The organism is Synechococcus sp. M16.1 (assembly GCF_014279895.1).
In the GTDB taxonomy this organism is placed as follows: Bacteria; Cyanobacteriota; Cyanobacteriia; order PCC-6307; family Cyanobiaceae; genus Parasynechococcus.
This window is the reverse complement of sequence record NZ_CP047954.1, coordinates 1,819,653-1,845,065: the sequence shown is the minus strand read 5'-3', so window position 1 is coordinate 1,845,065 and position 25,413 is coordinate 1,819,653. Positions and strand designations below refer to the sequence as shown.

The following is a 25,413-nucleotide window of genomic DNA, read 5'->3' as shown; positions in this document are numbered from 1 at the left end:
AGGGTCAGAGCTCAAGCCAGGCTTTCACTTTTTCGAGGGCCTTCCAGCCGGGTTTGCGCTCAAGCCCATCGGCGATCGAGGCCTTGAGTTCGCCGGACACCTCTGGGGCCAGGGTCATCACCTGCTGGACCACCTGGATGTGGTCACGCACGCCCTTGGATTGGGTTTCCAGCAACGCCAGGCTCAGGTTGATCCTGGCCTGGGGGTCCTGGCCGTTGAGTCTCACCGCGAAACGTGCCGACCGCAGCGCTTCCTCTGGTTGGTCGCAAAGCAGCTGCAGCCAGGCCAGACAGGTCCAGCCCGCCGATTGGCGAGGAGCGGCTTCAACGATGCGGGCGAAATCAGGGAGAACCTCTTCGGCCGCGGCGCCAGCCTGATATCGGGCCATGGCCTGCTCAAACAGGCTGTCCTGGGAAGTCTCCATCAATAGGGAGAGGGCAGTGATCTCCCCTCAGATTCCCACGTGGCTTCGCTCACACGGCGAAGGAACTGCCGCAGCCACAGGTCTGGCTGGCGTTGGGGTTGGTGAAGTTGAAGCCACCACCGATCAGAGCCGTGCTGAAGTCCAGCTGCATTCCGTAGATGTAGAGCAGGCTTTTGGGATCACAGATCACCCGGAAGCTGTGACCATCAGCCGCCATGTATTCGTAGGTCTCGTCGTCGTCGAGGGTGTCTGAGGCGGGCACGAAATCCATCGTGTAGCTCATGCCGCTGCAGCCCCCGGACCTCACCCCGACGCGCAGCACCTGGTTCTCACCCTGTTCGCCACACAGCTTGGCCAGCTGCTGCATCGCCGGTTCGGTGATCAGGATGCCCTTGCCGTCTTTGGCGGTATGGGCCGGCGCGGTATCGGGGGTGGAAGTCATGGTCAACGCAGGCTCGCGCTCTCACTCTATGAACGCTCATACATAGAGTCGCCTTAGTTGACCAGATCATGTGCGGGTCGCGATCGTTGGTTCCGGCCTCGCCGGCCTCTCCGCTGCAGTGGACCTCGTGGATGCGGGCCATGAGGTGAATCTCTACGAAGCCCGTCCCTTCATGGGCGGCAAGGTGGGCAGCTGGGTGGATGAGGGCGGTAACCACATCGAGATGGGGTTGCACGTTTTCTTCTTCAATTACGCCAACCTCTTCGCTCTGATGCGCAAGGTGGGAGCGTTCGAGAACCTTCTGCCGAAGCAGCACACACACCTGTTCGTGAACAAGGGGGGCGACCTGCGGGAGCTGGATTTCCGCTTCCCCATCGGCGCACCCTTCAATGGCCTCAAGGCCTTCTTCACCACACCGCAGCTCAGCTGGATCGACAAGCTGCGCAATGCCCTGGCCCTGGGCACGAGTCCGATCGTGCGGGGTCTGGTGGATTACGAGGGGGCGATGCGCACCATCCGAGCCCTCGACTCCGTCAGTTTCCAGGACTGGTTTGTGGGCCATGGCGGCAGCCCCGAAAGCATCCGGCGGATGTGGAATCCCATTGCCTATGCCCTGGGCTTCATCGACTGCGAGGCCATCTCCGCCCGCTGCATGCTCACCATCTTCATGATGTTTGCGGCCAAGACGGAAGCCTCCAAGCTCAATCTGCTGAAGGGATCACCCCATCGCTGGCTCACGGGTCCGATCCTCGACTACATCCAGCAGCGTGGAGGCAAGTTGCATCTGCGTCATCGGGTGAAGCAGGTGGACTACAGCGAGGGTGAATCCCCTGAGATCACTGGCCTGCAGCTGGGAACGCCCGAAGGAGACATTCGTGTTGAGGCTGACGCCTACCTGGCCGCCTGTGACGTGCCCGGGATTCAGAAGCTGCTGCCCGAAGCCTGGAACCGGTACCCCCAGTTCAAGGCGATTCATCAGCTGGAGGCCGTACCCGTGGCCACCGTTCAGCTCCGCTACGACGGCTGGGTGACAGAGCTGGGAGATGCCCAGGAAGCCCAGCGCCGGGATGTGGCGACACCCACGGGTCTCAACAACCTGCTGTACACGGCTGATGCCGATTTCAGCTGTTTTGCCGATCTGGCCCTGGCCAGTCCGGAGGATTACCGCAAGGAGGGAGAGGGCTCTCTGCTCCAATGCGTGCTCACCCCTGGTGATCCCTGGATTCCCAAGTCGGTGGATGAGATCGTGGCCCACACCGACCGTCAAGTGCGCGAGCTGTTCCCCTCGGCCCGCAATCTCAAGCTCACCTGGAGCAACGTTGTGAAACTGGCGCAGTCGTTGTACCGCGAAGCCCCTGGCATGGAGCCCTACCGCCCGGAGCAGCGCACGCCGATCCGTAATTTCTTCCTGGCCGGCAGCTACACCCGCCAGGACTACATCGATTCGATGGAGGGGGCCACGATGAGCGGTCATCTGGCGGCGGCGGCCATCCTCGACCAGCCGGTGAAGCTGGCCACCAACGCGGCGGTGGCCTGATGGGACGCTGGCTCGAACACACGGTCACCTCCGAGGTGCAGGCCCCTGCCGCCAAGGTCTGGGAGGTCTGGAGTGACCTCGAAGCGATGCCCCGTTGGATGCGCTGGATTGAGTCGGTCAAACCACTCGACGACCCTGATCTCACCGATTGGACTTTGGCGGCACAGGGCTTTCGCTTCAGCTGGAAGGCCCGGATCACTCAGCGGGTTGAAGCCCAGCAACTGCACTGGGAATCAGTGGGTGGTCTGCCCACCAAGGGTGCCGTTCGCTTTTATCCCGAAGCCGACGACCGCACTGTGGTCAAGTTGAGCGTGACCTACGAATTGCCGCGGGTCTTGGCACCGCTCATGGAACCCAGCATCCTGGGGGGCATCGTGACCAAGGAGCTTCAGGCGAATCTTGACCGTTTCCGTGACCTGGTGGAAGCAGGCGGCTAAGCATTGCCTTGCCCCCGTTGCCGTGTTGGTGGTCGTGGGGGGCTGTGGTGGCGAAACGCCAACGGCCACGGCGCTGCCATCGGTTCCAGTGAAACCTGAGCCGCTTCCGGAAACCTCAGCGGTTCAGGCCCCCACCGATAGGCCTGACCCCTCTGCCTTCGGCTGAGGAGGTGCAGCAGGCTGCCCCCGGCGGCCGGGCGGATCCCTTGGCTCCTCTTGTTGGTGTGGAGGCTGCGGATGCTCAGGACCCCACGACTGGCCTTGCCCTGACTGGCGTTTTGTTGGTGGGAGATCAGAAACGAGCCATCGTGACCACCCCTAACGGCAGTGGTGTGATCTGTGTGGGCGCAGATGGCCGCTGCGGCGCTGATGCTCCGCTGTTGCTGCCGACTGGATGGTCGGTGCTCAGCATCGATGTGGCGGGCGGTTGCATTCGCTTCGCGCTGAACGATGAGCCTCAGGATCCCTTCTGCATCGCCTGAGCGCAGGCTTCGGCTAACCCTTCGAGATCGTGGGGGTCGGCCTCAGCATCCACCCGGCCGAAGCATTGGCGGCAGCTGCGGCTGGTCTGAGGGCCGATTGAAACCAGCTTCACCCCCTCCAACCGTTCAGCCCAGCCTGGGCCGAAGCGCTGTTCCAGCAGCTGCGCGGTGTGCTCCGCTGTCTTGCCGCTGCTGAAGGCGATGGCATCAACGTCACCTTCCTCCAGGGCGGTCGCTGTTGGCTCCGGCATCGTGGCGGGGCAGCCGGACTCATAGGCCGCCACTTCCACCACCCGCACCCCGGCTTCACCGAAGGCGTCCGCCAGCAGAGTGCGACCACCGCTCTGCACCCGTGGAAGGAGCATCTTGAGACCCCAGCCCGACACCGGGAAGTGATCGATCATGCTGTCGGCCACGAAGCTTGGAGGCACGAAATCAGCGGCCGCCCCAAGGTCGTCCAGCACCTGCGCCGTTTTGCGGCCCACCGCGGCAATCTTGAGACTGGCGGGGCGTCTGGCCAGGCAACGGCCAAGGCGTTGCAGCCGCTGTTCCACGGCCTGCACGCCATTGGAACTGGAGAACACCAGCCAGTGAAAGCTCTCCAAGTCCTCGAGGGCGTCATCCAGAGGACCCCAGTGGTCGGGTGGTCCGATCACAAGGGCAGGGAGATCCAGCACCGTCGCCCCCCGCTGCTCCAGCAGCTGGCGCGCGGCTCCCTGCTGGTCGGCCGCGCGGGTGACGACCACCGTTCGGCTTTGCAAGGGCTGGCTCAAGCGACAGCCTCCCCGTCCAGTTTCACCACCCCCTCCACCCTTTCGCGCAGCTGCTTAGCAGCGTCAGCGTTTCCCTGAGCCTGAAGCAGGTTGATGGCGCGGATGAAGCTGCCGCGAGCGGCGTCGATGTTGCCGCCCAACAACTGGGCCACGGCATTGTTTTGATGACACTCAGCGTTGTTGGGATCCAGGCTGAGGGCGCGCCCGTACGCCTCCAGGGCCGCGGCGAGGTCGCCGCGCCTCCGTTGCATCAGCCCCAGGTTGTACCAGGCGAGGGCCACTTCCGGTGCCCGCTGGGCGGCGGTTTGGGTGAGGCTGATCGCTTCCTCCAGGTTGCCCTGGTCCATCAGTCGAGCCGCCAGGTTGAGGCGGGCTCCAAGACTCACCCGAGTGCCTAGGGGAATCTCCAGGGCTTGTCGGTAGCAGTTCACCGCCTTGTCGGGATCACTGGGGGTCAGGGCCAATCCCAGGTGCAGCAGCAGTTCATATCGTTCGGCACCGGCTGAACCGCACTGCTTCAGGCCGTTTTCCAGCAAGGGAATGGCGTCTTCGTTCTTGCCCTCACTGATCAACAGCCCCCCGAGCTTGGCGCTGGCGTAGGGATCACCGGGACGCTCCTGCAGATCAGCTTCCATGGCCTGCCGCAGCCGATCGGCCTTGTCGCTGCCCGCCAGCAGTTCCGGTCGGTAGCCGTCATGGAGGATTGCCGGCTCACTGCAATCGGCGATGCGCCATTGGGGTTCGACGTCCAGCAGGGTGCGAACGCTGTCGTCGATCTTCGAGTGGTAGGGCCGGCTCCACCGGATCGAGGGGTGGCGGCGGAACAGACGACTGACGCTGGAATAGGGAGCCATGGCAGCCCCCACCTCGTAGCGCAGCAGGTTGATCACCAGCACATCGGGCTGGGCCATCAACGCCTTCAGGGCTGGGATGGCCTCGGGGCGCAGTTGTTCATCGGCGTCCAGCACCAGCACCCAGTCGCCCTTGAGAAACTCCAGGGCCTGGTTGCGGGCTGGGGCGAAGTCACCCGGCCAGGGAATCTGCTCAACCCGGGCTCCGGCCGCTTCGGCGATGGCCACCGTCGCATCGGTGGAGCCGGTGTCCACCACCACCATCTCGTCTGCGAAGCCCTGCACGGAGCGCAGGCACTCCCCGAGACGCGCCTCTTCATCGCGCACGATCATCGAGAGGCTGAGCATGGCCGGCCGGCTTGGGGTTGGCGCGAGGTTAAGTGCGGTTGGCCAGTGCGGTTGGTTGGTGGTGGTCAGTCGGTGAACGCACCGCTGTTGCCGGTCGGCGTCGCGCTGGGGAACAGTTTGGTGAGCACCTGGCGTTGGGCTTCCTGCATTTGGCCGGCGGAATAGGCGGCAGGGCAACTGTTCGGCAGAAGGGGCTTCAGGCTGTCCCAGAGGTAAGGGCTGCCGTAGACCACGACTCCGACCAGCCGGTTGAGGGCGATCAGTTGCTGGATCGCTGCGGCCCAGGGTTCTTGGGCATCCCGTCCGGCGCGGAAGGGGTTGCCTCGCAGGAACAGCTGCAGCAGCACCGCTCCATCGCCGAGGCGGTCCATCGCCAGGGGAGCGTCCGCTTGGCCGCTCCAGGGCGATAGCCCTTCGCCATGAAGCACGATTGAGCGAAATCCTTGTGCTTCAGGAGTGCGCAGGGCCGGGGACCAGCCGCTGAGGGCGGCTGCGCTGGGCACCATGGCATCCACCCGCACCAGGTTGATTCCTGCTTGTGGGAGAACCTTTGCCTCGCCGACCGTGATGCTGTGGCGCACCAGCTCAGCCTCAAGGGCTTGCTCGTCTGCGCTGACGATCGGACCTGTAGCTGTGCTGGTGGGGATTGATGCCAGGGCGTGGGCCCGGCGCTGCAGGCTCTCGTCCAACCGCTCGAGGCACAGCCTTCCACTGCTGAAACCGTCGCAGAGACCATCGATGGCGGCATCCGCATCCGCCGGCATCAGGATCAGGTCGGCCCCGGCTTCAAAGGCCAGCACAGCTGCTTCGGCGGCGCCGTGCCGTGCGCTGATCGCTTCCATCACAAGGGCATCGGTTACCACCAGCCCGTTGAACCTCATCTGGCGCCGCAGCAAATCGGTGAGCACGGCTTTGGAGAGGGTGGCGGGCTGCTGCGGATCCAATTCCGGCAGCACCAGATGGGCCGTCATCACGCTCTCCACGCCGGCGGCAATGGCGGCCTGAAAGGGCGGAAGTTCGATCTGCTCCAGCCGTTCGCGGCTGTGGGGCATCACCGGCAGGTCCAGATGGGAGTCGCTGCTGGTGTCGCCATGGCCGGGAAAGTGCTTGGCGCATCCGAGCACCCCCGCTTGCTTGAGCCCCCGCTGGAACGCCACCGCCAGGGCACTGGCAGTGTTGGGATCTTCGCCCCAAGCCCGCACATTGATCACAGGGTTGGCGGGGTTGTTGTTGACGTCGCACACCGGCCCCAACACCCAGTTCAGGCCACAGCGGCGGGCCTGTTCGCCGGTGCAGCGGCCATAGCGCTCACTCAAATCCAGGGCCAGCTCGGGCTCCCGCTGGTGGAGTCGCCCGAGGGCCAGGGGCGGCACCAGCCAGCTGGCCCCTTCGAAGCGCTGGCCAACGCCCTCTTCAACGTCCGCGCAGACCAGCAACCGCTGCTCACTCCAGCCCTGCAGTTGCTGGGTGCGTTGTTGCAGCTCAACAGCGCTGCCCCCTAGCAGGATCACGCCACCAACACCGTCCCGCAGCAGGCGCTGCAGTTCGCTGTTTGGAAGCTCCCACTGCGGGTAGTGACGCTGTTGGTCGCTCAGATGACCACTGGCTCGCACCACCAGCAGTTCCGCTACGCGGCGCCGCAGGCTGTTAGCGGGCCGGCTGTTCATCACTGCCTGGCTGTTGATCACTCCCGGGTGGAATCTCGCCCCGCTGCTGCCGCTCGTCTTCGAGGCGATTCAGCAGTCCCAGAACGGAGGTGCCGCGTTCCAGACCCCGATCCAGCTGGAACACCACTTCGGGGGCGCGTCGCATCTGCAGCCGCCGCCCAAGTTCTCCCCGCAGGAAGCCGCTGGCGGCCTGGAGCCCCTCGAGCACCTGGTCGCGTTCCTGAGCTTCCCCAAACACGCTCACGAAGATCTTGCAGTGCTGCAGATCGCCGGACACCTCCACTTCGGTGATGCTCACCATGCCTTGGTGCACCCGTTCATCACGGATGCCGTTGATCATCAGTTCGCTGATTTCTTTACGGATCAGGGCGGCCACCCGCTCCACTCGACGCCCCTGTGCCATCACGCTATCGGTGCTGAATTCACCATGGCACGCAGCACCAAGGTGAGGCTGATTCCACCGCTGATCAAGGCACCGATCAAGGCCACGGCCGTGACGGGATTGCTCCGGCGTGCGGCCAGGGGTTCGGCGACGGAGTTCATCACCCCGAGGGTGAAGGCGATCAAGTAACGGGGGTAACGGGAGACGTTGAGGAAAAACTCCCGCATGGTTCTGGCGTGCTTGCAAATCTGCTGGCTACTCTGCCGGGCCCATGGCTGTTTTGGACATGTTGGAGCTGCATCAATTCCGCCATTCCGCGTTTTGTCTCAAGGTGCGGATGGTGTTGCAGGCCAAGGGGCTGAGTTTCCGCACCGTGGAGGTGACCCCCGGTGTCGGCCAGGTGGCTGTGTTCCGGCTGTCCGGCCAACGGCAGGTGCCCGTGCTGGTGGATGGGGATCAGGTCATTGCCGACTCCAGCGCCATTGCGCTGCATCTGGATCAGCGGGAGCCGGATCCTGCCCTGATTCCCACCGATCCGCGCCAGGCTGCCCAGGTGCATCTGCTGGAGGATTGGGCCGATACCACCCTGGCCATGGCAGGTCGCTCCTCTTTGGTGCAGGCCGCGGCACTGGACCCCGAGCTTCGGGTTGCTCTGCTGCCCGACGATCTGCCCGACCCCGTGCGTTCGGTGATGGGCGTGATCCCTGGCGGTTGGGTCAGCAATATCACTGAACTGGTCAACCAGAAGGAGCGCACCGAGCTGCTGGCCAGCCTGGAGCAGTTGGCCACATCCGTGCAGACCAGCCCTTGGTTGGTGGGCGACAGCATGACCCTGGCCGATATTGCCGTTGCCGCTCAGTTGTCGCTGCTTCGCTTCCCCTCTTCTGCGGGTTCGGCCCTGGCCGGCAAGGGCGTGCCTGGGCTGAGCGATCACCCCAAACTGCAGCCCCTGTTTCAGTGGCGCGACCAGATCGAACTCAAATTGATGGAGCGGACCCTGGAAGAGGTGTGAAGCGCAATCGGTAGTGGTGCTGGGCGATGGCCTGATCCCGCAGGCTCTCGCCCGGCGAGGCGTAGCGCCCTTGCCATTGCTCGGCGCAGATGTCCTTGCCGCAGCGGTTGTAGCGGCTCAGGGTTTCGATCCGGCTCAGCCGCGGCGGTCCGGGCGCATGCAGGATCTGCAGCACCAATTCATCGGCCAGGAAGGTGTCGGTGCTCGGGCTCTCCTGGCGGCGGCCCGTCACCGTGGTCTCGAGATAGAGATCTCCCTTGAGTCGGGCAATCTGGCGGTTGGCGGAGTCGGGGTCTTCTTCCACCTTCAGCAGTTGCTCGCCAAGCAGGGCACGACCGATGGCTGTGGCGTTGAAGCTGCGATCGCCGACAAGTCGACCGCGCCGGTCGGCTTGAAACCGTGCTTGATGCAGCAGCGGTGGATCGTCTGGGGCATCGAGATCAATGCTCTCCACCTGCCAAAGCCCGGCAAACCAGTCGGGGTAAATCAGGTCGTCCGGATTTGAGGGCCGCGGCAACGGTGCCGGCAGGCTCCAGTCGGGCCAACTGTTCAACCGCTGCTCAAGACCTGTCTGGGCCCAGGCGGGGCCGCCACTGAGCAGGATGGTGAGGCTGATCAGCAGCATCCACAACCGCCGTTCCATGTCTGATCCCCTGATCCGTGCCCTTGATGACTATGTGGTGCTGGAGCCCGGCAAGCCGGAGCAGCTGCTCAGCGCTGCCGACACGTTGACATGGCTGAGCGGTTGGTTGCGCAGCCTCGATCAGTTGCCGGCCGATCTGGCAGATCAACCGGATGTCGATGCAGCGGCGCAGCGGTTGATCGATACGGCCTGTGATCTGGAGATCAGCCCCGGGGTGACCTTGCAGTGGTTTGCGGTGCGGTTGGAGCCGCCCACCGCTTGAGATTCAGTCGGTTCGGCGTTGGGTCGGATCCTTCAGCAGGCTTGGCACCAGTTGCAGGATTCCGTCGGCCACGGCCTCTGGGGTTTCGTCGTTGATCACCACCGTCAGATCGGCCTCGGCATAGAGGGGACGACGCTCGTTCAACAGCGCGTTTAGAGCCGCCTCCGGATCGGCGGTTTGCAGCAACGGGCGCACAGTGCTGTCGGCGTTCAGCCGCTGCAGCAACTGATCGGGCACCACATCGAGCCAGATCACGATGCCGCTGTGGAGCAATCCCCAGTTCTCCGGCTGGGTCACCACACCGCCTCCGGTGGCCACCACCAGCGAGTGGCGCTGACTGATCGCACTGAGCACCTGGCTTTCCAGGCTGCGGAAGCCCGCTTCGCCATCCCGATCGAAGATGTCCGGGATGCTGCAGCCCGCCGCCTTTTCGATCACGGCATCGGCATCCACAAAGCCGTAGCCCAGGCGTTCGGCCAGGGGGCGGCCCGTGCTCGTCTTGCCGCTGCCCATCATTCCCACCAGATAGAGGCTGCGCCCGGCAAGACGCTGCTTGAGGGTGGGGGTGGAATCCGCCATGACTCGGAAACGGCAATAGCTCATTAGGATGCCTCGCGGCCGGAACGTCACATGACTGAAACGAAGTCACAAGCACGGCACGGCCAAGGTCGTGGTTGTGTCATCACCCGGAGGGCCTGTTTCAGTGCCAGCCATCGCTATTGGCTGCCAGAACTGTCTGCCGATGACAATGCCGCCCGTTTCGGGCCCTGCGCTTTGGCTCCTGGCCATGGGCACAACTACGAGTTGATTGTCTCCATGGCTGGTGGTCTGGACGCCGACGGCATGGTGCTCAACCTCTCGGAGGTGAAGCACGCCATCCGCAACGAGGTGACGGGCCAGCTCGATTTCCGCTTCCTCAATGAGGCCTGGCCGGAATTTGACGTTGCCACCCCTGAAGGGTGCCTCCCCACCACCGAGGCCCTGGTGCGGCTGATCTGGCAGCGCCTCAGCCCTCATCTGCCGATCACGGCGATGCGCCTTTACGAACAACCGGGCCTTTGGGCCGACTATCTCGGACATCCCATGGACGCCTTCCTCACCATCCGCACCCACTTCGCCGCCGCTCACCGACTGGCCCGTCCGGAGCTCAGTCAGGAGGAGAACGAAGCGATCTACGGCAAGTGCGCACGTCCCCATGGCCATGGCCACAACTACTTGGTCGACGTGACCGTGCGCGGTCAGATCGATCCCCGCACCGGCATGGTCTGTGACCTGTCTGCCTTGCAGCGCCTCGTGGATGATTTGGTGGTGGAGCCCTTCGACCACACTTTTCTCAACAAGGACGTGCCCTTTTTCGAGGAGTGCGTGCCCACGGCTGAGAACATCGCCCTGCACATCGCTGATCGTCTTTCCAGTCCGATCAAGGCCATCGGCGCCAGCCTGCATAAGGTGCGACTGCAGGAGAGCCCGAATAATGCGGCCGAGGTTTACGCCGAAGCACCGCAACTGGAGATGTCCCCAGCTGCCCTTGATGCCGTGGCTGCCGTCTGATCGACGGCTTGATGCCCCAACGCCCCGCCCCATCACGCCCTTTCGTGCGGTTGGTGCTGGCCATCAGCCTTGATGGTCGCTTGGCACCGCCGGTAGGGGGTGCAGCCCAGCTGGGCGGTGAGGGTGACCGTCGCGCCCTGGAGCAGGCGCTCGCCTGGGGGGATGCCTGCTTGATCGGTGCTGGAACCCTGCGGGCCCATCAGTGCACCTGCTTGATCCGCAGCCCTCAGCTGCTTGAGCAACGCCGAAGCGAGGGGCGCGCCGAGCAGCCGGCCGCTGTGGTGGTGAGCCGATCCCCCGACTTCTCAAGCACCTGGCGGTTTTTTGATCAGCCGCTTCAACGTTGGTTGCTGGCTCCTGAACCTGTGGATCAAGGTTTTGATCGTTGGTTCCCTTTGGCCCCAACCTGGCCGGAGCGGCTCAAGGCGCTTGGAGCAGCTGGGATTCAGCGTCTGGTGCTTCTGGGTGGCGCCCAGCTCAGTGCGGATCTGTTGCAAGCCGACTGCGTCGATGCGCTCCAGCTCACCTTGGTGCCCCAGCTCCTGGGAGGCCGCTTCAGTTGGTTGCCTTGCACCGATGTGCCGTTGCCAGCTGCCTTGGCGCAACCGGGTGCTTGGCAGTCCGATGGTGCTGAGGATCTCGGGGACGGTGAGTGGCTTGTTCGCTACCGACGGATTCGATCTGGTTAAGGTCATCCCACCACGGCCAAAGGCATCGTCGCAATGACGTCACTCACGGCCCGCTGGCATCGCTCCATCAATGAAATCCCGGAGCAGCAGTGGAACAGCCTGGTTGGAGACGCTGCGATCCCCTTCTACCGCTGGAGTTGGCTGGAGGCCTTGGAAAGCTCCGGAAGCATCATTCCCGAGCAGGGCTGGCAGCCCCTGCATCTGGCCCTCTGGCGTGATGACATCCCGATTGCGGTGGCTCCACTGTTCCTCAAGGGCCACAGCTATGGCGAGTTCGTGTTCGACCAAACCTTTGCCCGTCTGGCGGCGGATCTGGGGCTGCGCTATTACCCCAAGCTCCTGGGCATGAGTCCGGTGAGCCCAGTGCTGGGCTACCGCTTCCATGTGCGATCTGGAGAAGATGAAGCTCTGCTCACCCGGGAGTTGCTGCGGGCGATCGATCGCTTCTGCGAACAGAACGGGATCCTCAGCTGCAATTTCCTCTACGTGGATCCGCAGTGGCGGCCCCTGGCGGAGGCCGCCGGCTGTGCCTCCTGGCTGAACCAGCAGAGCCTGTGGAGCCGCGGCGACGACCAGACGTTTGAGGATTACCTCAAGGGCTTCAATGCCAACCAGCGCCGCAACATCAAGCGGGAACGCAAGGCCGTGGCCAAAGCCGGGATCACCGTGACACCCCTCAGCGGCGATCAGCTGGATCTGCCGCTGTTGCAATCCATGCATCGTTTCTACGAGCAGCACTGCGCGCGCTGGGGACCGTGGGGCAGCAAGTACCTGGAAGAGGGCTTTTTTGAAGCGTTGGCACGGCTGCACCGCGATCAGCTGGTGCTTTTTTCTGCCCACCGAGGTGACCCGCGCGATCCGGTGGCCATGTCGATGTGCGTTCAGGACGGTCGACAGCTCTGGGGCCGCTACTGGGGCAGCCACGAGGAGATCGATTGTCTTCACTTCGAAGTCTGTTATTACGCTCCGATCGAATGGGCTTTGGCCAACGGCATCGTCAGCTTTGACCCCGGAGCCGGTGGCAGCCACAAACGCCGGCGAGGCTTTGTGGCCCGTCCCCACGCCAGCCTGCACCGCTGGTATCAGCCCCAGATGGATCAGTTGATCCGTGCCTGGTTGCCCAAGGTGAATGGCTTGATGCTTGAGGAGATCGAGGCGATCAATGCGGAGCTGCCCTTCAAAGCAGAACCTCCGGCCTTGGCTTTGTAGGTTGAAGTCATGACCACAACCCCGGAAGCACCGGCATCCACCGCTGCGGCGATGGATGCTCTTGATCAGCGCCTGTCCCAGCGGTTCATCGCTCTGGATCCCAGTGGCTATTTCTTGATCAAACTGGATCGTGATGCGGCCGAATTGGTGCTTGAGCACTACGGCAACACCATCGATGACAAGGGGTTGGCCCGAGATTCCGAGACCGGTGAGGTGTTGCGCTGCGACGGGGGCAATGCTCCTCGGCGCCCTTCAGCGGTTTACCGCGGCAGTACGGCCAAACAGCTGGGCATCCAGCTCACGGAAGGGGAAGCACCACACCCGGTCAGTCGCCTCGACCATGCCCTTTATTTGGGACGGGAGTTGCAGAAGGCTGAGCAGTGCCTGCGTGACGGCACGGTCTATGTGCAGGACTGAGGATCAGGCCGGCTCCAGTTCTTTGGCTGCTGTGGGTTCTTCTGGGGGCAGTGATTCCAGCTGCTCGCGGATTTCCTTCTGAACGATCGAGCGGTATTCGAGGAAGTGCTCGTTGTGGGCCAGCACCGATAGGAACTGTTCAAGCAGGGCAGGATTGTTGCGTGCCATGCCGAGCAGGTAACGCCAGAAACGGGTGCGGGTGTTGCGCTTGATGCCATGCCGCCACACCACGATGCTCAGCGCCTTGAGGTCCACCAGCTTCATCTCCCATTCCTGAGGGAGAAGTGCTGCCACGATGACCAACCCCAGGGGGGGAAGCAGGACTTTGCGATTCACCAACTCGAGAATCTTTTCGTAACTCCAGAAGGTCTTCGGGAACTCGGGATAAACGAAAAGCGTGCGCATGGCGTTGGGCGTTGGTGGATGGACGTCCGGTCAGCCGTGCTGGAGATACCTTTCAGTCGGTATCAGCTCTTCACAAACCCTAAGCGCAATGGCCGGAACCCAGGCCGGTGTCTGATCTAATGGTGGTCACCTCCGTACTTGCACATGGGCGTCGGCATCTATCTCGGCCTGGTTGGTTCCGGTCTGGTGACGGCTTTTGTGCTCACCAAGCTTCTGAAGGGAATCAAGCTCATCTGAGCGGTTCCAACGTCTTCCCCCCTCTCTTTCGTATCCAGAGCACAGCCACAGCAGCGCTGAGGCCACCGGTAACGGCGAAAGCCGTGGAGAGATTGGTGAACATCACCATCAGGGCAACGATCAATCCACTGAGCCCGCCACCGCCGAGGAAGGCGATCTGGCTGAGCCCAGCCATTCGGCCTCGCATCACCTGCGGTGATCCGATCTGACTGATCAGGTTGCAGCTGCTCAGCAGCCCGGCTGTGCCGGCTCCGATCAGAAAGGCCATGGCCAGACTGAACACAGGCCCTGGAGTACGGGCCATTCCCAGCTGGGCCACGGCGGTAATCAAGCCAAACCCCCCGAGAGTGAGGAAAGGGCGCCGGCAGAAACGTTGGCTGTTGCGTTGCAGCACCAGCCCGCCCACGATGCTCCCGCCCGCCAGCACGCTGGTGAACAGCCCCAGATCCGTGGGATTGGGTCCCAGTTGATCGAAGGCGATCAACGGGGCCAGTCCCGGGTGATAGAACCCGATCAGACACAGCACAGCGGTGAAGCTGAGCACCCCTTGAAGGGTGCCACCGCAGTGGTGCCAGGCGTTGAGCAGGCTGGCGTCTTGCCCGCTGCTGCTGCGCACTTCCTGATCCCGATTCGGGTTGAGCAAGAACATCACACTGGCGATTGGCAGCAGGTAGCTGGCCGCATCAATGCCCAGGGCCCAGGCCGGGCCAGTGGCCGCCAGCAACAACCCGCCGATCGGGGGGCCGACCAGCTTGCCCACGTTGAAGACCACCGAAAAGCTGGTGAGGTAGCCCGCCAGCTGTTCCGGCTGCTCCACCAGGATCGAGCAGTACTTGTTGCGCGCCGTTAACTCATAGGCGCCGGCGATGCCCACCAAAAGGGTGCTGCAGAGCAGCAGCAGCACCTGGACTGTGCCCTCCAACAGGGGAATCGCCAGGGCCCCCAGTCCAGAGGCAGTCAGCAGTGCCCATTGCGCCTGCACCAGCACCCGTTCACAGCCCACCCGGTCGGTGCGCACCCCCGCTGGACCACTCACCAGCAAGCTTGGAAGTGAAAGAGCGGCAAAGTTCAACGCCAGCACGAAGGGGTCCACGCCCCCTTTCATCAGAATCCAGCCCTTGGCGGTGATGCCGGCGAAGGACCCAGCCGTGCTCACGCCGGAGGCGATCAGAAAAAGCTGGCGTTGCTGCTCGGCCCGCAGTTTGAGAAGGGTCAACCCTGGCGTTTCGCTGCGGCCACCATGGCGCGGGCACCAACAATCCTCCCGCTGAGGTCGTAGATGTCAGCCCCGGTGATCTCCACCGGCACCAGGCTGCCCGGCGCGGCCTGTTGACCATCGGCGCCGGGTTGCACCCGCACTTCACCATCCACTTCGGGCGCAAAGCGGGCGCAGCGCCCGATCATCTCGCCGGTTAGCGGGTTGTGCTGTTCGATCAGCACGTCAACAGTGCGCCCCACCCAGCGGCTGTTGCGTTCCTCCGAAATGGGTTGTTGCAGAGCCATCAGGGCATCCTTCCGGGCTTGGGCCACCTCGGGATCGACGCGATCGGGCAGGTCCGCCGCTGCTGTGCCGTCCTCCGGAGAGAAGGTGAACACACCAACATGATCGAACCGTTGGCGCTCGAGGAAGCCCATCAGGTGCTGGAAGTGCTCCTCTGTTTCGCCGGGGAACCCCACGATCAACGTGGTGCGCAGCACCGCATCGGGGAGTTGGTCGCGGATCTGATCCAGCAGGCGGTCGTTCACATCCGCCTGCCAGGGGCGGTTCATCGCCCGCAGCACCTCCGGATGGCTGTGCTGCAAAGGCAGATCCAGATAAGGCACCACATTGGGCACCTCCCGGTAGGCCGCCAGCACGTCTTGGGTCAGCCCGGTGGGATAGGCGTAGTGGACCCGGATCCAGGGGATCTCCACGTCGCCAAGGGCTCGCAGCAGTTCCGCCAGCTTGGGTTTGCCGTAGAGGTCAAGGCCGTAGTTGGTGGTGATCTGGCTGATCAGGATCAGCTCCTGCACCCCCTGTTCCGCCAGTTGGTGGGCTTCAGCCACGATTGATTCGATCGGCCGACTGCGCTGATCCCCGCGCAGCTTGGGAATGATGCAGAAGGCGCAGCGGTAGTCGCAGCCCTCGGCCACCTTGAGGAAGGCCACCGCCTGGTCGGTGGTGCGTTGGCGTGGCAGGTGTTCGTCACCCACAAAGGTGGGAACGGCGCTCACCTGGTTCACCCGCTCCCCCGCTTCCACCCGCTGCAACACATCCACGATGTGCTGGTAGTCGCCGGTTCCCACGATGGCTTTGGCCTCGGGGATCGACTCCAGCAACTCCTCCTGGAAATGTTGGGCCAGGCATCCCGCGATGATCAATTCCTTGCCCTGTTCCGCCAGTCCCACCAGGGTGCGCACCGATTCTTCGCGGGCGTCCTGGATGAAGCTGCAGGTGTTCACCACCACAACGGCGGCATCCCGTTCATCGGTGCTGACGCCGTAGCCCGCTTCCGCCAGCAGCCCCACCATGTGTTCGGTGTCCACCCGATTCTTCTCGCAGCCCAGGTGGGCGAAGGCGACCGTCGGTTTCGTCGGGGTGCTGGTCATCACGTCGCCGGCAGGCCAAAGATCAGCCTACGAAGCGGCCTGATCACGCCGGAACTGACAGAATCCGATCACTTGATGTTCAAGGATGGGCACCACCCGTCTCGTCAGCCGTCGCCGTCAGGATTCCGGCGCTAAGTGGGCCCGCATCGCCATGGCGGTGCTGGCCACCGCTGGGCTGATCGACACCGGTTCGATCACCCTGAAGCGCTGGGGTCTGCTCGGCAACCTCACCTGTCCGATGGGGGCCGACGGTTGCGACAAGGTGCTGAACAGCGCCTGGGGCACGGTGTTCGCCGGGATTCCGCTCTCGTTGGTGGGGGTGCTGGCCTATGGCGCTGTGCTGCTGATGGCGCTGCTGCCCCTGTTGCCAGGGCTGCAAGAGAACAAGGGTGACTTGTCCCGTCGCACCTGGTGGGGGCTGTTCACCGTGTCCCTCGGTATGGCCGTCTTCAGCGGTGTGCTGTTGGGGGTGATGCTGCTCAAGATCCAGGCCTTCTGCTTCTTCTGCGTTCTTTCGGCTGCGCTCTCCCTCACCCTGTTTGTGCTGTCCATCGTTGGTGGTGGTTGGGACGACTTCGGTCAGCTGCTGTTCCGCGGCGTGCTTCTGGCCCTGGCGGTGCTGCTGGGGGGCCTGATCTGGGCATCGGTGGTGGATCCAAACCGGCCCGACGCTGTGGCCAGCGGATCCGGCGTTGCACCCGTCGTCACCACTGAGAGCACGTCCGCTTCGATCGCCTTGGCTGAGCACCTCACCAGCAGCGGCGCCGTGATGTATTCCGCCTACTGGTGCCCCCACTGCCACGAACAGAAGGAGCTGTTCGGCAAGCAGGCCTCGGACCAGCTGAACGTGGTGGAGTGTGCGCCAGACGGTGAGAACAACCAGGCCGATCTCTGCCGCAGCAAGGGATTGGAGGGTTTCCCCAGCTGGGAGATCAACGGCAGCATCGATTCCGGAGTGAAAGGGCTCGACACGCTTGCGGAACTCAGTGGCTACAAGGGCGACACCGACTTCTGAATCAGGACTGCCTTCAGTCCCGGACGGCACGGGTGACGATGCCCCGTTGCCGTTGTTGCCGGGAATGCTGCCTCCATTGCGGTAGCGGCGCAGGAGCATCGCTGCGGTAGTGGCCTCCCCGGCTTTCTCCGCGAAACAGGCAGGCCTCCAGCATCAGCCGGCTGGTCAGCAACCTGTGGTGGAGATCCAGCAACAGGTTCAGATCGCGCCGGCTGTTTTCAGCCAACAGCCTGGGGGCACAGGGGTCTTGCCGTAGCAGGGCCTGGAGCAGTGCCTGCTGCTCCAGATGTTGTTCGTCGGCTTTCACTTTGCCGATGGCCTGGCGCAGTCCAGCGGCGGATCGTTCCACCCCCGCCCGTCGCCAGCAGAGCTGCCGCAGCTGCTCGATGGCGTCGATCAATTGCGAACTGCTGCAGCCGTCGAGGTCCAAGGCAAGCGGCTGCGTTTTGTCGCTGGCGAGGGCCGCTGGGACGGGGCCGAGCTCGATCTCTTGGAGGCGATGGGCGAACACCAGGCACTCCATCAGGGAGTTGCTGGCCAGTCGGTTGGCGCCGTGCAGGCCTGTGCAGGCCACTTCTCCAACGGCATAGAGCCCCGGCAGTGTGGTGGCGGCCTGCAGGTCCGTGGCCACCCCTCCCATCCAGTAGTGGGCGGCTGGGGCCACGGGGATGGGCCGTTCCAATGGATTCAGTCCGAGTTCGTCGCAGCGGTCGAGGATCGTTGGGAAGCGTCGTTCCGCTTGCTCCCGCGGGATGGCGGCGAAGTCGAGCCACATCTGCTTCACCTGCTGCCGCTGCATGGCCTGCATCAAGGCTCGGCTCACCTGGTCCCGCGGTGAGAGGTCGCGTTGGGGCAGGTGGGCCACAGGGCTGCCCCCCAGGGCATCCACCAGCACGCCGCCCTCTCCGCGAACGGCTTCGGAGATCAGAAAGCAGGGGGCGTCATCCAGGCGGATGGCCGTTGGATGGAACTGAACGAATTCCAGATCTTCCACGTCTGCGCCCGCCTGCCAGGCGAGGGCGATGCCTTCGCCACAGGCCTGGGCTGGGTTGGTGGTGTTGGCATACAGATGACCACCACCGCCGCTGGCCAACACCACGGCGCGGGCTTCGATCCCGTGAAGATGGGCCCCATCCAGCACCTGCACACCGCAACAGCGCCCATCGCGCACCAGCAGTTGCGTCACGCGCACGCCGCGGCGATGCAGCAATCCTGGCCGTTGCTCAACACGATCCCGCAGCACATCCACTAGGGCTCGCCCTGTGCGGTCCTGCACATGCAGCACCCGCCTGTGGCTGTGGGCTGCTTCCAGGGTGGTGGCCAGACCGTCCTGATCCCGGTCGAAGGCCATGCCCAGCTGCTCCAGGCGCTCCACGCAATGGGGTGCTTCCTGCACCAACAGCCGCACCGCATCGCCATCGCAAAGGCCGGCTCCAGCCAGAACGGTGTCCTCCGCATGGCTGTCGGCGCTGTCTTCCTTGCGGGTCACCGCGGCGATGCCCCCCTGAGCCCAGCGGCTGGAAGAACGCCGTCCCGTGTTGCGGTTGAGCAGCAACACCTTGAACTCCGGCGGCAGATCGAGGCAGGTCATCAAGCCAGCAGCCCCGGCACCGATCACCACCACGTCCCAGGGACCTGATGGGATGCGATCAGAGCTGCGGGGCTGGGCCATCACGGGGACAAAAAAACCGCCGGTGGTCCGGCGGTTCAAGCAGTCACAGTCAGTGTGACGAGATCAGGAATCAGCGGTATTGGCCGTCGTTGATGCGGTCGTCGCCCTCGTTCAGAGCAATGGAGGGAGGGGTGACGGTGAAGTTGTCGCGGTACTTCGCGAACAGCTCCTGCTGACGCTCGGTGAGGTCAAGAGACAGCACATCGTCAACACTGTCGTAAGGGCCACCCAGCACGATCTTGCCGGCCATGGTCGGGTACATCCCTGGAAACTGCTGGAAACGGCGCACGGAGGAATTGTTCAAATCCACCTTGCCGTCCCGTGCGGCAATTTTGTCATCCGCAATGTTGCGGATCTCATTGCCGGAATACTTGCCGCGAAGGTCGTCGTCGGCGTAGACGCTGCTCGGAAGCACAAGGCCTGCCATCAGGCTCGCCATCACCAGTGCGCCGGTCAGCCAGCTCAGAAGCCGCTTCATCTCAACTCTCGATCAGGGGTCGGAACGGGTCGACCGGCAGTGCCGGCTCCGGAAGACTACAAGTCGTTGCGCTGTTCAAGCCTTTGAATCGTGGCAGCTTTTGCAGTTCGTTTCACTCGATCAGGCCACTGAGCCCGGGCTGAAGCAAGGCTGAGAGCAAGAACAAGCCATCCACCCAAAGGGTGGTGATCAAGACGGCAGCAGCCATGGATCCCACATCACCGGTGAAACCGCCGCTGTTCCTGCTCAGGCGACGTCCAGCCAACAGAACGAGAACTGCTGAGACCACCAGAGTGACCAGGGGCAGGGGCTGAAGCAGATGTGTCCCCGCTTGATGCAGCAGTAGCGGCGCTTGATCGAGGGAGGCTGTCACCACTGCGGGCCAGAACTGCATCACGCCGGTGGCCGCCATGGCCAGGTCGGTGCAAGCTGTGCCCACAAGGGATGACAAATAAAACGTTGCCGCCAGGCGCCAGCGCCCCTGCAGGCCGCCCAAGGCCACGGGCACGGCGAAGGCTTCCACCGGCAGGTGCAGAACGGGATGGGCCCGCAGCCAACCCCAGAAAATGCAACCTGCCAGCCAGCTACCGCTGAAACCCACCAGCAGGGAACCCAGGTCGGATGTTGTCTGGGAGCGGCTCTGGTGCATCACCAGTCCAGCTGCAACCAGAACTCCGGTGAACAAGGTGGCTGAGAACGGATCAAGCCTTACCCAGGGGGCTTGCAGGAACACCGGCAGCACCACCATGGCTGCGGCGATGCGGGCCACGGGAAAGGACCACGACCGAGCGGGGGCTGATGTTTGCCAGGTGCCGCCGATCAAATGTCCTTTGTGAAGAAAGTCACGGAACCTTAGAAGACATCATCAAGTGACGCGGCTGACATGCCCGCTTTGCCTACCGGGGATACCGTCAGAGCGACACTCCCACGTTGATGGCGGACCCCTCTGCATCCCTCACCCTGCTTGAGGCCTGCTGGCGTGATCTGGTGTTGGGGGTGGTTCAAGGACTCACTGAATTTCTGCCGATCAGCAGCACCGCTCATTTGAAAGTGGTGCCTGAGCTCCTGGGTTGGGGCGATCCGGGTGTCTCCGTGACCGCCGCCATTCAGCTGGGCAGCATCGTTGCCGTCATCGCCTATTTCCGCACCGATCTCAGCCAGGTGTTGCGGGGCATCAGCCGCGCCTTTCGCAATGGCCAGTGGCGCGAACCCGAGGCGCGCCTCGGGTTCGCCATGGTGGTGGGCACCCTGCCGATCTTGCTGATCGGATTGGGGATCAAATTCGCCTGGGCCCAGGGCTACGAACAGTCACCCCTGCGCAGTGTTCCCTCGATTGCCATCGTCTCGATCGTGATGGCGTTGCTGCTGGCCTTGGCTGAACGCGTCGGCGCACGGCGCAAGCAGCTTTCAGAGGTTTCAGGCCGCGATGGCCTGCTGGTGGGGCTGGCCCAGGCCCTCGCATTGATCCCGGGGGTCTCGCGTTCCGGCAGCACCCTCACGGCGGCCTTGTTCGACGGTTGGCAGCGTGCTGATGCAGCCCGGTTTTCCTTTCTATTGGGCATTCCCGCCATCACCATCGCAGGTTTGGTGGAGCTCAAGGATGCTTTGGCCTCCAGCCCTGGCAACGGTCCCCTGCCGTTGCTGGTCGGAATTGGTTCGGCTGCAGTGGTGTCGTGGCTGGCGATCGATTGGTTGCTGAAGTTCCTGCAGCGCAACAGCACCTGGGTTTTCGTCGCTTACCGGATGCTGTTCGGGCTGCTGTTGCTGGTCTGGTGGGGCGTTCACGGCGCACACTGAGTTCAGATGAAGCCGGCTTGTGTGGAATGAGCCATCCGCAGGGGTTGCTGTTGCAGCCCTGGATCCAAATAGCAGTGGTCGTCAGCCGCAGCCCGCGGTGGTGGCCTCGGTGGAGGCCGGCTCGATCGGGGAGGAGCTGGGTTTTGAGCCGGGCGATCAGTTGCTCAGCATCAATGGCATTCGCCCGCGTGATCTGATCGATTACCGCTACCTCTGTGTGGAGGAGGAGCTTTGCCTTGAGGTGCGTGATGCCAAGGGTGCGCTGCATCGTGTGGAGTTGGAGAAGGATGCCGATGACGGCCTTGGGTTGGCTTTCACAGAGGCTCTGTTCGATGGCTTGCGCCAGTGCAATAACAACTGTCCGTTCTGTTTTATCGATCAGCAGCCCCCCGGGCGGCGCGACAGCCTTTATCTCAAAGACGACGATTACCGCCTGAGTTTTCTCTATGGCTCCTATCTGACGCTCACCAACCTGGGCGAGGCCGACTGGCAGCGAATTGAAGAGCAGCGTTTATCGCCGTTGTTTGTGTCGGTGCATGCCACGGATCCCGAGCTGCGTTCACGACTGCTGGTGAATCCGCGAGCTGCCCAGGTGATGGACCAGCTCGCCTGGTTTGATCAGCGCGATCTGCAAATCCATGCCCAGGTGGTGGTTTGTCCGGGACTGAATGACGGTCCTGCCTTGGCGAGAACGCTGAATGACCTCGCCTCCTTCGCGGCTGGTCCCTGGCCGGCGGTGCTGTCTGCGGCGGTGGTGCCGGTGGGGCTCACCCGTTTCAGGCCGGCTGACGATGGCTTGGTTCCTGTGGATCCGGACTGCGCCCGCAGGGTGATTGCTCAGGTGGAACCCATGCAGCAGCATTTTCAGGAGGTTTTGGGCACCCGTTTCGCCTGGCTCTCTGATGAGTGGTACCTGGTGGCGGGATTGCCCTTGCCGCCCCGGGATAACTACGAGGATCTTCCGCAGCAGGAAAACGGCGTGGGCAGCATCCGTGCCTTCCTTGAAGCGTTGGATGCGGCAACTCAGGACTTGCCCAGCGCGGTTTCTCAGCCCCGTCGTTGCAGCTGGGTGGTCGGTCAGATCGTGGCGCAGGCGTTGCAGCCTGTGGCTGAACGGCTGAATGCAGTTGATGGCGTCGAGTTTCACCTGATCGGGTTGCCGAGTCCCTACTGGGGGCAGGAGCAAGTGGTGACTGGATTGCTGACGGGACAGGATCTGCTCACAGGCCTGCAAGGCCGAGAGCTGGGCGATGAGTTGTTGCTGCCATCAGTGATGTTGCGGCAGGGGGAGCCCGTTTTCCTGGATGACATGACCCTGGAAGCCCTGGCCGCGCAGTTGACGGTCCCCATTCGGATCGTTCATGGGGCGGCTGACATCGTGGACGCAGTTTTGGGTGTCGTAGGGAAAAGTCCCTAAACTCCGCAAAAGTTTTGATTGCTGTGCGCCGGATCTCCGCGGGTATTTGTCTCGTAGCGGGCGTTGTCTCTTCCGGTGTTCCCCCTGCGCTCAGCGAAGACGCAGTTCAATCTGAGTCGGTCTTGATTGATCAGGCCACCCTGCCGGACGCGATCGACTCGAAGGGTGCCCGTCCCAAGGCAGACCCCTCTGATTTGACTCCAGCAGTGGAGGGCTTGCCGCCATCCCTCGAGTCGTTGGTTGCTCCCCCTCCACTTGCTCTTCCCGAGGAGCCGGCGCAGGTGCGCATCCATGAGCTGCGCCCGCTCACACTCGAGGAAGCGCTTCAGCTCGCGGAGTTCAACAGTCCAACCCTCAAGGCTGCTGCAAGCCAGGTGGATCAGGCCAAGTCATCACTGCGCTCAGAAATTGCATCCTGGTATCCCACCGTTGACCTCACCTCAAGTGCTCTTCCCGAATATTTCGCTTCTTATTCCTATCGGAACCCAGATTTCGTCAGTCCAGATCCTCTGACCGGAAAACCAAATAATGAGTTTTATGGCCGTGAGTGGCGGGTTAATGGTCGATTGCAGGTGAGTTGGGATTTGATCAATCCCGCACGCGTTCCTCAGATCGCTGCTGCTCGAGACCGCTTCGAGCGAGCAGGAGACGCTTACCTGATTGCACTTCGTGATCTTCGTCTCGAGGTGCAGACGGCCTATTTCGCGTTGCAGCAGTCCGATGCGGGCGTGCGTATTGGCCAGGATTCTGTCAAGGCTTCATTGGTCAGCTATCGCGATGCGCGCGCGCGCTTCAACGCAGGTGTCAACACAAAGCTGGAGGTCCTGGAAGCGGAGACCCAGCTGGCGCGTGACCGCAATATCTTGACAACCAATCTGCGTGATCAGAACGAACAGCGTCGCAACTTGGCCAGGGTGCTCGATCTTCCGCAGGACGTCACTCCCACCGCTGCGACCCCCGCTCGACCCATGGGTTCATGGGAACCCTCACTTCAGGAAAGCATCGTTGCTGCTTACAACTACAGCGAAGAACTTGATCAACTCATCCTCGATATCTCCATTAATAACAGTCAAGCCAATGCGTCTCTGGCGGCAGTACAACCTGTTGTGCGCTTTGTGAATTCAACCTCGGCTTCGCGCACGGAAGGGCAAAACGGCCGGACATCTTTAAGTGATATTGATATGGGTGATTTCACCTATGGAGTTCAGAACAGCACGGCCCTTACGGCGAGTTGGCGTTTGTTTGACGGCGGGCGAGCTCGTGCTGAATACAAGCGCTCCAAGCAGGCTGCTGAGGAGAGTCGTCTCAATTTTGCGAGAACTCGCGATCAGATCCGTTTTCAGGTGGAGAGCAGCTTTTTTGGTCTGCGAGCCGCCATCCAGAGTCTTGAGACCACAGCCACTGAGGTTTTGGCATCACGTGAATCTCTTCGGCTCTCTCAGCTGCGGGTCCAAGCTGGAGTTGGGGTTCAAAGAGAGGTTGTCAATAGCCAACGTGATCTCACCCAGGCAGAGCTGAAATACGCACGTGCCATCACTGACTACAACCTCAATTTGGCAACGCTTCAGCGCCGCACGGGCTTGGATGCCCTAGTCGCCTGCGACGCTGCCTCACTTTCGGGAACCAAGTCGGAATCCGATCCGCAACCGATTCCAATTGAGCCCACGCCGCTGAAGACTGCTTGCCCGTTGGTGGCCACCGATAGTTCGTCGGTCGATCAAACTGAGAGCAGTCCTGTTCAGCCTCTGTGGTGACGTCGGTGCTCAGTGACGATCAACTGGGCGCTGTTCATCTGTTGCTGGATCGCATCCGTGCTCGTCAGCTTCAGGACTTTGGTCAGATCAGTTCCGATGTGAAGCCCGATGGTTCTTTAATTACTGACTGTGATCGCTGGAGCGATGCCGCTCTGGTGGAGGGGTTGGCCAGCATCGCTCCCGGTGAAGGCGTCCTCAGTGAGGAAGGATCTAAAACAGTTCCGAACACGAGGGCCTACTGGGTGGTGGACCCTTTGGACGGGACCACAAACTTTGCGGCGGGCATTCCTTATTGGGCGATTTCCGTGGCCCGTTTCGTCGATGGCCGTCCCAGTGAGGTTTTCCTGGATGTGCCAGCGCTGAATCAACGCTTTGTCGCATTGCGTGGTCGGGGTGCCACTCGAAACAATCAGCAATTGACCTCGGAGACCCGAGCTCTGGTAACCAGTGCTTGCGTTTCCCTGTGCAGCCGCTCGATTCGTGTGTTGCAGCGCAAACCGGATCAGCGTTTTCCCGGCAAGATCCGTTTGCTTGGTGTCGCCAGCCTCAATTTGGTGAGCGTTGCGATGGGGCAGACCATCGCTTCCCTAGAAGCCACGCCCAAGATCTGGGATCTGGCGGCGGCTTGGTTGGTGCTGGATGAGTTGGGTTGTCCGATTCGTTGGTTGGATGCGGATCCAGCGCAGCTCTCTCCAGGAGAGGACGTTGCCGACCTTGGCTTCCCTGTGCTGGCGGCCGGTTCATGGGCTCATTTGGCGCGTTTTCTCCCCTGGGGAGAGGCCCTAGTGCAGCCCTGAAGAGTCGCTATTGCGACAGCGGGGGATGTGGTGTTATGGTTTTGTCTTGCGCGGGAGCCGAGAGGCGAGCGCGCAAGCCGAAGCGCTTGAGGCGAAAGTCTTGATGTGTCTGAGGCGGCTTACGAG

31 protein-coding genes are annotated in these 25,413 nt (G+C 62.7%); 16 read left to right on the top strand and 15 right to left on the bottom strand.

Going from position 1 to position 25,413, the window contains the following annotated elements; translation table 11 throughout:
- Positions 1 to 4: 4 nt before the first annotated feature.
- A complete protein-coding gene (locus tag SynM161_RS10565) occupies positions 5 to 424 on the bottom strand; it encodes a hypothetical protein (protein WP_115080526.1) in 420 nt (139 codons plus the stop codon).
- A gap of 49 nt (positions 425 to 473) precedes the next feature.
- A complete protein-coding gene (locus tag SynM161_RS10560; RefSeq protein ID WP_186541381.1) occupies positions 474 to 866 on the bottom strand; it encodes an iron-sulfur cluster assembly accessory protein in 393 nt (130 codons plus the stop codon).
- Positions 867 to 936: 70 nt separating this feature from the next.
- Here SynM161_RS10560 and zds point away from each other — a divergent pair, with 70 nt between their 5' ends.
- Genes zds through SynM161_RS10540 form a run of 4 tightly spaced genes read left to right on the top strand, consistent with a single transcriptional unit; the run spans position 937 to position 3,322 of the window.
- Entirely contained in the window at positions 937 to 2,403 is a 1,467-nt protein-coding gene (zds, locus tag SynM161_RS10555; RefSeq protein ID WP_186541380.1) for a 9,9'-di-cis-zeta-carotene desaturase, read from the top strand.
- A complete protein-coding gene (locus tag SynM161_RS10550; RefSeq protein ID WP_115009301.1) occupies positions 2,403 to 2,840 on the top strand; it encodes an SRPBCC family protein in 438 nt (145 codons plus the stop codon). Before zds ends, SynM161_RS10550 begins: the two co-directional genes overlap by 1 nt.
- Positions 2,815 to 3,006, top strand: a complete 192-nt coding sequence (locus SynM161_RS10545) for a hypothetical protein (protein ID WP_186541378.1) — start codon at positions 2,815 to 2,817, stop codon at positions 3,004 to 3,006. The genes SynM161_RS10550 and SynM161_RS10545 overlap by 26 nt, the downstream gene beginning before the upstream one ends.
- A gap of 4 nt (positions 3,007 to 3,010) precedes the next feature.
- Positions 3,011 to 3,322: a hypothetical protein gene (locus SynM161_RS10540; RefSeq protein WP_186541376.1), complete on the top strand. Its 312-nt coding sequence runs from the start codon at positions 3,011 to 3,013 to the stop codon at positions 3,320 to 3,322.
- Here the strand turns inward: SynM161_RS10540 and SynM161_RS10535 are convergent.
- From SynM161_RS10535 to SynM161_RS10515, 5 genes are all read right to left on the bottom strand, one after another.
- Entirely contained in the window at positions 3,298 to 4,095 is a 798-nt protein-coding gene (locus tag SynM161_RS10535; RefSeq protein ID WP_186541374.1) for a uroporphyrinogen-III synthase, read from the bottom strand. The two genes, SynM161_RS10540 and SynM161_RS10535, sit on opposite strands and share 25 nt — an antisense overlap.
- A complete protein-coding gene (locus tag SynM161_RS10530; protein WP_186541372.1) occupies positions 4,092 to 5,294 on the bottom strand; it encodes a glycosyltransferase in 1,203 nt (400 codons plus the stop codon). Before SynM161_RS10530 ends, SynM161_RS10535 begins: the two co-directional genes overlap by 4 nt.
- 65 nt (positions 5,295 to 5,359) lie before the next feature.
- Positions 5,360 to 6,961: a glycoside hydrolase family 3 N-terminal domain-containing protein gene (locus SynM161_RS10525; RefSeq protein ID WP_186541370.1), complete on the bottom strand. Its 1,602-nt coding sequence runs from the start codon at positions 6,959 to 6,961 to the stop codon at positions 5,360 to 5,362.
- Positions 6,942 to 7,364 carry a 30S ribosome-binding factor RbfA gene (rbfA, locus tag SynM161_RS10520; protein ID WP_186541368.1) on the bottom strand — a complete coding sequence of 141 codons (423 nt, stop codon included), beginning with the start codon at positions 7,362 to 7,364 and terminating at the stop codon, positions 6,942 to 6,944. Before rbfA ends, SynM161_RS10525 begins: the two co-directional genes overlap by 20 nt.
- Positions 7,364 to 7,570: a DUF751 family protein gene (locus tag SynM161_RS10515; protein ID WP_186541367.1), complete on the bottom strand. Its 207-nt coding sequence runs from the start codon at positions 7,568 to 7,570 to the stop codon at positions 7,364 to 7,366. Before SynM161_RS10515 ends, rbfA begins: the two co-directional genes overlap by 1 nt.
- Positions 7,571 to 7,629: 59 nt before the next feature.
- On the opposite strand from SynM161_RS10515, the gene SynM161_RS10510 reads away from it, so the two are divergent.
- Entirely contained in the window at positions 7,630 to 8,355 is a 726-nt protein-coding gene (locus tag SynM161_RS10510) for a glutathione S-transferase family protein (RefSeq protein ID WP_186542655.1), read from the top strand.
- Here the strand turns inward: SynM161_RS10510 and SynM161_RS10505 are convergent.
- Positions 8,321 to 8,998, bottom strand: a complete 678-nt coding sequence (locus SynM161_RS10505) for a DUF6816 family protein (protein WP_186541365.1) — start codon at positions 8,996 to 8,998, stop codon at positions 8,321 to 8,323. The genes SynM161_RS10510 and SynM161_RS10505 overlap by 35 nt on opposite strands.
- Here SynM161_RS10505 and SynM161_RS10500 point away from each other — a divergent pair.
- Positions 8,997 to 9,260, top strand: a complete 264-nt coding sequence (locus SynM161_RS10500) for a chlororespiratory reduction protein 7 (protein ID WP_115009308.1) — start codon at positions 8,997 to 8,999, stop codon at positions 9,258 to 9,260. The two genes, SynM161_RS10505 and SynM161_RS10500, sit on opposite strands and share 2 nt — an antisense overlap.
- Before the next feature lie 3 nt (positions 9,261 to 9,263).
- Here SynM161_RS10500 and SynM161_RS10495 read toward each other — a convergent pair whose 3' ends face one another.
- On the bottom strand, positions 9,264 to 9,839 hold the full coding sequence (locus SynM161_RS10495; RefSeq protein WP_186541363.1) for a shikimate kinase: 576 nt from the start codon (positions 9,837 to 9,839) through the stop codon (positions 9,264 to 9,266).
- Positions 9,840 to 9,890: 51 nt separating this feature from the next.
- On the opposite strand from SynM161_RS10495, the gene SynM161_RS10490 reads away from it, so the two are divergent.
- From SynM161_RS10490 to SynM161_RS10475, 4 genes are read left to right on the top strand one after another with little or no spacing between them, the layout of a single operon-like run.
- The gene (locus tag SynM161_RS10490; protein ID WP_186541354.1) at positions 9,891 to 10,811 is read left to right on the top strand and encodes a 6-carboxytetrahydropterin synthase; all 921 of its coding nucleotides are present in this window, start codon (positions 9,891 to 9,893) and stop codon (positions 10,809 to 10,811) included.
- Between the two features lie 11 nt (positions 10,812 to 10,822).
- Positions 10,823 to 11,500 (top strand): dihydrofolate reductase family protein, encoded by a 678-nt coding sequence (locus SynM161_RS10485; RefSeq protein WP_186541353.1) that lies wholly within the window; start codon positions 10,823 to 10,825, stop codon positions 11,498 to 11,500.
- Between the two features lie 33 nt (positions 11,501 to 11,533).
- The gene (locus SynM161_RS10480) at positions 11,534 to 12,709 is read left to right on the top strand and encodes a GNAT family N-acetyltransferase (RefSeq protein WP_186541352.1); all 1,176 of its coding nucleotides are present in this window, start codon (positions 11,534 to 11,536) and stop codon (positions 12,707 to 12,709) included.
- A gap of 9 nt (positions 12,710 to 12,718) precedes the next feature.
- Positions 12,719 to 13,126, top strand: coding sequence for a DUF4346 domain-containing protein (locus tag SynM161_RS10475; RefSeq protein ID WP_170951317.1), 408 nt, complete (start codon positions 12,719 to 12,721; stop codon positions 13,124 to 13,126).
- 3 nt (positions 13,127 to 13,129) lie between these two features.
- Here SynM161_RS10475 and SynM161_RS12160 read toward each other — a convergent pair whose 3' ends face one another.
- Positions 13,130 to 13,531, bottom strand: a complete 402-nt coding sequence (locus SynM161_RS12160; RefSeq protein ID WP_255441783.1) for a DUF4070 domain-containing protein — start codon at positions 13,529 to 13,531, stop codon at positions 13,130 to 13,132.
- A gap of 144 nt (positions 13,532 to 13,675) precedes the next feature.
- Between SynM161_RS12160 and SynM161_RS10465 the strand changes: the two genes are divergently transcribed.
- Entirely contained in the window at positions 13,676 to 13,768 is a 93-nt protein-coding gene (locus tag SynM161_RS10465; RefSeq protein ID WP_011365270.1) for a hypothetical protein, read from the top strand.
- On the opposite strand, the gene SynM161_RS10460 is transcribed toward SynM161_RS10465, so the two are convergent.
- Together SynM161_RS10460 and rimO are read right to left on the bottom strand one after the other, a co-directional pair.
- Positions 13,761 to 14,984 carry an MFS transporter gene (locus tag SynM161_RS10460; RefSeq protein WP_186541351.1) on the bottom strand — a complete coding sequence of 408 codons (1,224 nt, stop codon included), beginning with the start codon at positions 14,982 to 14,984 and terminating at the stop codon, positions 13,761 to 13,763. The two genes, SynM161_RS10465 and SynM161_RS10460, sit on opposite strands and share 8 nt — an antisense overlap.
- Complete coding sequence (gene rimO, locus SynM161_RS10455; protein ID WP_186541350.1) at positions 14,981 to 16,357, bottom strand: 30S ribosomal protein S12 methylthiotransferase RimO; 1,377 nt, start codon at positions 16,355 to 16,357, stop codon at positions 14,981 to 14,983. The genes SynM161_RS10460 and rimO overlap by 4 nt, the downstream gene beginning before the upstream one ends.
- A gap of 85 nt (positions 16,358 to 16,442) precedes the next feature.
- Between rimO and SynM161_RS10450 the strand changes: the two genes are divergently transcribed.
- On the top strand, positions 16,443 to 17,372 hold the full coding sequence (locus tag SynM161_RS10450; protein ID WP_115080497.1) for a vitamin K epoxide reductase family protein: 930 nt from the start codon (positions 16,443 to 16,445) through the stop codon (positions 17,370 to 17,372).
- A 13-nt stretch (positions 17,373 to 17,385) separates the two neighbouring features.
- Here the strand turns inward: SynM161_RS10450 and nadB are convergent, their stop codons facing one another.
- The 3 genes from nadB to SynM161_RS10435 all read right to left on the bottom strand — a co-directional run bounded on the left by nadB (position 17,386) and on the right by SynM161_RS10435 (position 20,345).
- The gene (gene nadB, locus SynM161_RS10445; protein ID WP_186542654.1) at positions 17,386 to 19,044 is read right to left on the bottom strand and encodes an L-aspartate oxidase; all 1,659 of its coding nucleotides are present in this window, start codon (positions 19,042 to 19,044) and stop codon (positions 17,386 to 17,388) included.
- A gap of 70 nt (positions 19,045 to 19,114) precedes the next feature.
- Positions 19,115 to 19,522, bottom strand: a complete 408-nt coding sequence (psbU, locus tag SynM161_RS10440; RefSeq protein WP_115160837.1) for a photosystem II complex extrinsic protein PsbU — start codon at positions 19,520 to 19,522, stop codon at positions 19,115 to 19,117.
- A gap of 112 nt (positions 19,523 to 19,634) precedes the next feature.
- Positions 19,635 to 20,345 (bottom strand): DUF3120 domain-containing protein, encoded by a 711-nt coding sequence (locus SynM161_RS10435; RefSeq protein WP_186541344.1) that lies wholly within the window; start codon positions 20,343 to 20,345, stop codon positions 19,635 to 19,637.
- Between the two features lie 110 nt (positions 20,346 to 20,455).
- Here SynM161_RS10435 and SynM161_RS10430 point away from each other — a divergent pair, with 110 nt between their 5' ends.
- The 4 genes from SynM161_RS10430 to SynM161_RS10415 are packed head-to-tail and all read left to right on the top strand — an operon-like array spanning position 20,456 to position 25,287.
- Entirely contained in the window at positions 20,456 to 21,319 is an 864-nt protein-coding gene (locus tag SynM161_RS10430; protein ID WP_186541342.1) for an undecaprenyl-diphosphate phosphatase, read from the top strand.
- A gap of 19 nt (positions 21,320 to 21,338) precedes the next feature.
- Entirely contained in the window at positions 21,339 to 22,736 is a 1,398-nt protein-coding gene (locus SynM161_RS10425) for a TIGR03279 family radical SAM protein (RefSeq protein WP_186541340.1), read from the top strand.
- Between the two features lie 23 nt (positions 22,737 to 22,759).
- Positions 22,760 to 24,490 carry a TolC family protein gene (locus SynM161_RS10420; protein WP_186541338.1) on the top strand — a complete coding sequence of 577 codons (1,731 nt, stop codon included), beginning with the start codon at positions 22,760 to 22,762 and terminating at the stop codon, positions 24,488 to 24,490.
- Positions 24,484 to 25,287, top strand: coding sequence for an inositol monophosphatase family protein (locus tag SynM161_RS10415; RefSeq protein WP_186541336.1), 804 nt, complete (start codon positions 24,484 to 24,486; stop codon positions 25,285 to 25,287). The genes SynM161_RS10420 and SynM161_RS10415 overlap by 7 nt, the downstream gene beginning before the upstream one ends.
- Positions 25,288 to 25,413: the final 126 nt, after the last annotated feature.

Coding starts and splice junctions, on each gene's coding strand:
- nadB (WP_186542654.1), bottom strand. CDS start 19,044: ATGGCCCAGCCCCGCAGCTCTGATCGCATCCCATCAGGTCCCTGGGAC.
- SynM161_RS10430 (WP_186541342.1), top strand. CDS start 20,456: ATGGCGGACCCCTCTGCATCCCTCACCCTGCTTGAGGCCTGCTGGCGT.
- SynM161_RS10515 (WP_186541367.1), bottom strand. CDS start 7,570: ATGCGGGAGTTTTTCCTCAACGTCTCCCGTTACCCCCGTTACTTGATC.
- SynM161_RS10475 (WP_170951317.1), top strand. CDS start 12,719: ATGACCACAACCCCGGAAGCACCGGCATCCACCGCTGCGGCGATGGAT.
- SynM161_RS10495 (WP_186541363.1), bottom strand. CDS start 9,839: ATGGCGGATTCCACCCCCACCCTCAAGCAGCGTCTTGCCGGGCGCAGC.
- SynM161_RS10465 (WP_011365270.1), top strand. CDS start 13,676: ATGGGCGTCGGCATCTATCTCGGCCTGGTTGGTTCCGGTCTGGTGACG.
- SynM161_RS10510 (WP_186542655.1), top strand. CDS start 7,630: ATGTTGGAGCTGCATCAATTCCGCCATTCCGCGTTTTGTCTCAAGGTG.
- SynM161_RS10500 (WP_115009308.1), top strand. CDS start 8,997: ATGTCTGATCCCCTGATCCGTGCCCTTGATGACTATGTGGTGCTGGAG.
- SynM161_RS10560 (WP_186541381.1), bottom strand. CDS start 866: ATGACTTCCACCCCCGATACCGCGCCGGCCCATACCGCCAAAGACGGC.
- rimO (WP_186541350.1), bottom strand. CDS start 16,357: ATGACCAGCACCCCGACGAAACCGACGGTCGCCTTCGCCCACCTGGGC.
- SynM161_RS10525 (WP_186541370.1), bottom strand. CDS start 6,961: ATGAACAGCCGGCCCGCTAACAGCCTGCGGCGCCGCGTAGCGGAACTG.
- SynM161_RS10490 (WP_186541354.1), top strand. CDS start 9,891: ATGACTGAAACGAAGTCACAAGCACGGCACGGCCAAGGTCGTGGTTGT.
- SynM161_RS10530 (WP_186541372.1), bottom strand. CDS start 5,294: ATGCTCAGCCTCTCGATGATCGTGCGCGATGAAGAGGCGCGTCTCGGG.
- rbfA (WP_186541368.1), bottom strand. CDS start 7,364: ATGGCACAGGGGCGTCGAGTGGAGCGGGTGGCCGCCCTGATCCGTAAA.
- SynM161_RS10550 (WP_115009301.1), top strand. CDS start 2,403: ATGGGACGCTGGCTCGAACACACGGTCACCTCCGAGGTGCAGGCCCCT.
- SynM161_RS12160 (WP_255441783.1), bottom strand. CDS start 13,531: ATGCGCACGCTTTTCGTTTATCCCGAGTTCCCGAAGACCTTCTGGAGT.
- SynM161_RS10480 (WP_186541352.1), top strand. CDS start 11,534: ATGACGTCACTCACGGCCCGCTGGCATCGCTCCATCAATGAAATCCCG.
- psbU (WP_115160837.1), bottom strand. CDS start 19,522: ATGAAGCGGCTTCTGAGCTGGCTGACCGGCGCACTGGTGATGGCGAGC.
- SynM161_RS10565 (WP_115080526.1), bottom strand. CDS start 424: ATGGAGACTTCCCAGGACAGCCTGTTTGAGCAGGCCATGGCCCGATAT.
- SynM161_RS10505 (WP_186541365.1), bottom strand. CDS start 8,998: ATGGAACGGCGGTTGTGGATGCTGCTGATCAGCCTCACCATCCTGCTC.
- SynM161_RS10485 (WP_186541353.1), top strand. CDS start 10,823: ATGCCCCAACGCCCCGCCCCATCACGCCCTTTCGTGCGGTTGGTGCTG.
- SynM161_RS10450 (WP_115080497.1), top strand. CDS start 16,443: ATGGGCACCACCCGTCTCGTCAGCCGTCGCCGTCAGGATTCCGGCGCT.